This window comes from uncultured Dialister sp., assembly GCF_900538805.1.
In the GTDB taxonomy this organism is placed as follows: domain Bacteria; phylum Bacillota; class Negativicutes; order Veillonellales; family Dialisteraceae; genus Dialister.
This window is the reverse complement of the sequence record NZ_UPZP01000152.1, coordinates 1-3,012: the sequence shown is the minus strand read 5'-3', so window position 1 is coordinate 3,012 and position 3,012 is coordinate 1. Positions and strand designations below refer to the sequence as shown.

Here is a 3,012-nt window from a genome sequence, read left to right as displayed (position 1 = left end):
CTCCTTAAATAGCTCGCTATTCGCGTCGACTTATTCCTTGCATTGAATAAAAATACAAGAATGAAATCCGATAACGAATTAATCGGCGCTTCCCTAGTGAGCCGGTGAGCTAGTGAACTAGTAAGTGTCGCTATCTACATGTACCAGGATTCTTTGCCCGGGGTCAGAATGAGGATAAGGGCGGGAAGGCTAATCCCGTAACGCTGACTAAAAATTGCGGCGCCAGCCGCCACCACAACCCTCGGCCCGAAGGGCCGTCAAACCTAAGAACCTTAAGAACCTTCGGCTCAGGGAGCCGTCAACCCTCCCGCCCGTAGGGCGTATCCATGGGAGATACCACAAGCCTCAGCGGCAAAGACGCTGTCAAACCTAAGAACTCTCCGGTCCAAAGGGCCGGTCAAACTTAAGAACCTTTTCAATAAAATCACGCAAAAAGAACTGTGCAGAAATGGCTGCCATTTCTGCACAGTTCTTTTTTTATTTCATCATTTACTTGCTCAAGTCAATGGAGCGGATCTGCTTTCTGAGGGGCAGTACGGAGTAGGGGGCCACGGAGAATTCGTCTACTCCCATGCGGAGGAAGGTTTCGGTGATGGAAAGGTCGGACCCCAGTTCGCCGCACATGCCTACCCAGATGCCTGCTTTGTGGGCGTTTTCCACGGTCATCTGGATGAGTTTCAAGACTGCCGGGTGATGGGGATTGAAGAAATCGGAGAGGACGCGGCTGGTTCTGTCTACCACCAGGGTATACTGGGACAGGTCGTTGGTGCCGATGGAGAAGAAGTCCACTTCCTTGGCCAGCTTGTCACTGATTAAAGCAGCAGCCGGTGTTTCCACCATGATACCCACTTCCATGTGGTGGTCATAGGCAATGCCCTTCTTGTCCAGTTCCATTTTCACTTCGTCCAGAATTTCTTTGGCTTTCCAGACTTCCCATACCGAAGTGATGAGGGGGAACATGATGGCTGCCTTGCCGAAGGCGCTGGCCCGGAGGATGGCGCGGAGCTGGGTTTTGAAGATTTCCGGGCGCTTCAGGCAGATGCGGATGGCCCGCATGCCAAGGGCCGGGTTTTCTTCTTTCGGCAGGTGGAAGGCGGAGGCTTCTTTGTCGGCGCCGATGTCCAGGGTTCTGATGATGACCCGTTTGCCTGCCATGGTTTCGATGGCCAGTTTGTAAATGTTAAACTGTTCTTCTTCACTGGGCAGGGTGTCCCGTCCCATGTAAATGAATTCGCTGCGGAACAGGCCGATGCCTTCGGCGTCGTTTTTCAGCACCGCTGCCAGGTCGGAGGCGGAGGATACGTTGGCTGCCACTTCCACTCTGTGGCCGTCCACTGTTTCACTGGGGAGGCCCTTCAGCTGCTGCAGGAGGTCCTTCAGGCGGATGCTCTGGTCCTGCTTTTCTTTCATCACTGCCAGGATGCCCGGGGTGGGATCCAGGTATACGGTGCCGGAGAAGCCGTCGATGACGGCGGTTTTCCCGTCGAAGGAGTCATCCACTTCCGTGCCGGTGGCTACGATGGCCGGTACGCCCAGGGCCCTGGCCAGGATGGCGGTGTGGGAGGTAGGGGTGCCTTCCTTGGTGACGAAGCCCAGAATTTTCTTGGTATCCATTTGGATGGTTTCGCTGGGGGTGAGGTCATCGGCATAGAGGATGCAGGGTTCATCGCCGGTAAACATGGCTTTCTTCTGGTGCATGGTGCGCAGAAGGATACGGGCGATTTCCTGCATATCCGCAATGTGGGCCTGCATGTACACGTCGGCACCGGCGCTGTAAATCTGGGTGAAATTCTTTTCTGCCTGGGAAATGGCGGATTCTGCGTTAATGCTCTGGCTGCGAATCATGGAGCGGATGGAGTCCACAAATTCCGAATCCGTCAGCATCTGCTGGTATACCTTGAAAATGGAGGCATTATCCAGTCCCACATGGGACACCGCTTCCTGGTAAAACTGGTTCATCTTGGCAGCAGCCGCATTTCTGGCGGAGTCAAAGCGGGCCACTTCCGTTTCAGGGCGTTCTACCTTGGCCGTATCCACCGCGAATTCTTTGTGACGAAATACCCGGAGCGGTCCGATGGTGACCATGCCGGAAATACTTTTACCTGTAATTTTTTCCATTCTATGTAATCCTTTCTTTCTCCGCTGGGAAATCACTATGTAAGGAGACTGATGACGCAGCATTGGATAAAAATACTTATGAAATGCGATTCTGCGAATTGATCAGTGCTTTCCTAGTCTTCAATGCCTTCCCTTCCCATGACACCTTTGTCATAGTAGTGGCGGATTTTTTTCATTTCAGTAATCAGGTCGGCGGCGTCCAGAATGTAGGACGGCGCATTACGGCCGGTAAATACAAGCTCCACCTCCGGTTTGCGGGCAGCAAGGATTTCCTTTGTGTCCTCCTCATTAGCCAGATCATACCAGCAGGCCATATTGTATTCATCAAGAATGACCACATCATAGGGGCCGGAAACGGCACGGATAGCATCGTCTATGCCCTTTTTTATCATGGCCCGGTATTCCTTAGGCGGATGGCCGGCAGGGTACACCACCAGCTTGTTGCCCCAGGCCTTGATTTCCTCATCGGAGAGCATGCCTTCCTTGGCGATGAAATAGGGCTTTCCCAGAGTAATGAGGGTGATGCCTTGAAGACTCTGGAGAACCTTCTGCTCCGAATAGGCCAGGGATTTCATAAACTGGATGATGCATACCTTTTTCCCCGCGCCTATGGCACGGATGGCAAGGCCGATGGCAGCGGTGGTTTTTCCCTTACCGTCACCGGTATATACTTGAATGTAACCTTTCATCATATCCTCCTTATCAGAAAATATCATTAGGAAGGGACATTACTATCGATTCAAAGAATAGATTGGCCATTCTTTCATTACTCTATTATACAATGGATAGAAGGGAAACAAAAGGCGGGATTCCTATTTCATTAAGGAAGCGCTGATTAAATCGTTATCGGATTTCATTCTTGTATTTTTATTCAATGCAAGGAATCAGTCGACG

2 protein-coding genes are annotated in these 3,012 nt (G+C 51.7%); both read right to left on the bottom strand.

Annotation, left to right across the window (positions count from 1 at the left end):
* Window positions 1-489: 489 nt before the first annotated feature.
* The gene (gene ptsP, locus QZQ29_RS09195) at window positions 490-2,118 is read right to left on the bottom strand and encodes a phosphoenolpyruvate--protein phosphotransferase (protein ID WP_296962596.1); all 1,629 of its coding nucleotides are present in this window, start codon (window positions 2,116-2,118) and stop codon (window positions 490-492) included.
* 113 nt (window positions 2,119-2,231) lie between these two features.
* Window positions 2,232-2,807 carry a cob(I)yrinic acid a,c-diamide adenosyltransferase gene (locus QZQ29_RS09190; RefSeq protein WP_296962598.1) on the bottom strand — a complete coding sequence of 192 codons (576 nt, stop codon included), beginning with the start codon at window positions 2,805-2,807 and terminating at the stop codon, window positions 2,232-2,234.
* Between the last annotated feature and the right edge of the window lie 205 nt (window positions 2,808-3,012).

What these genes read in the sequence shown, in the direction of transcription:
- ptsP (WP_296962596.1), bottom strand. Translation starts at nt 2,118, where the DNA reads ATGGAAAAAATTACAGGTAAAAGTATTTCCGGCATGGTCACCATCGGA.
- QZQ29_RS09190 (WP_296962598.1), bottom strand. Translation starts at nt 2,807, where the DNA reads ATGAAAGGTTACATTCAAGTATATACCGGTGACGGTAAGGGAAAAACC.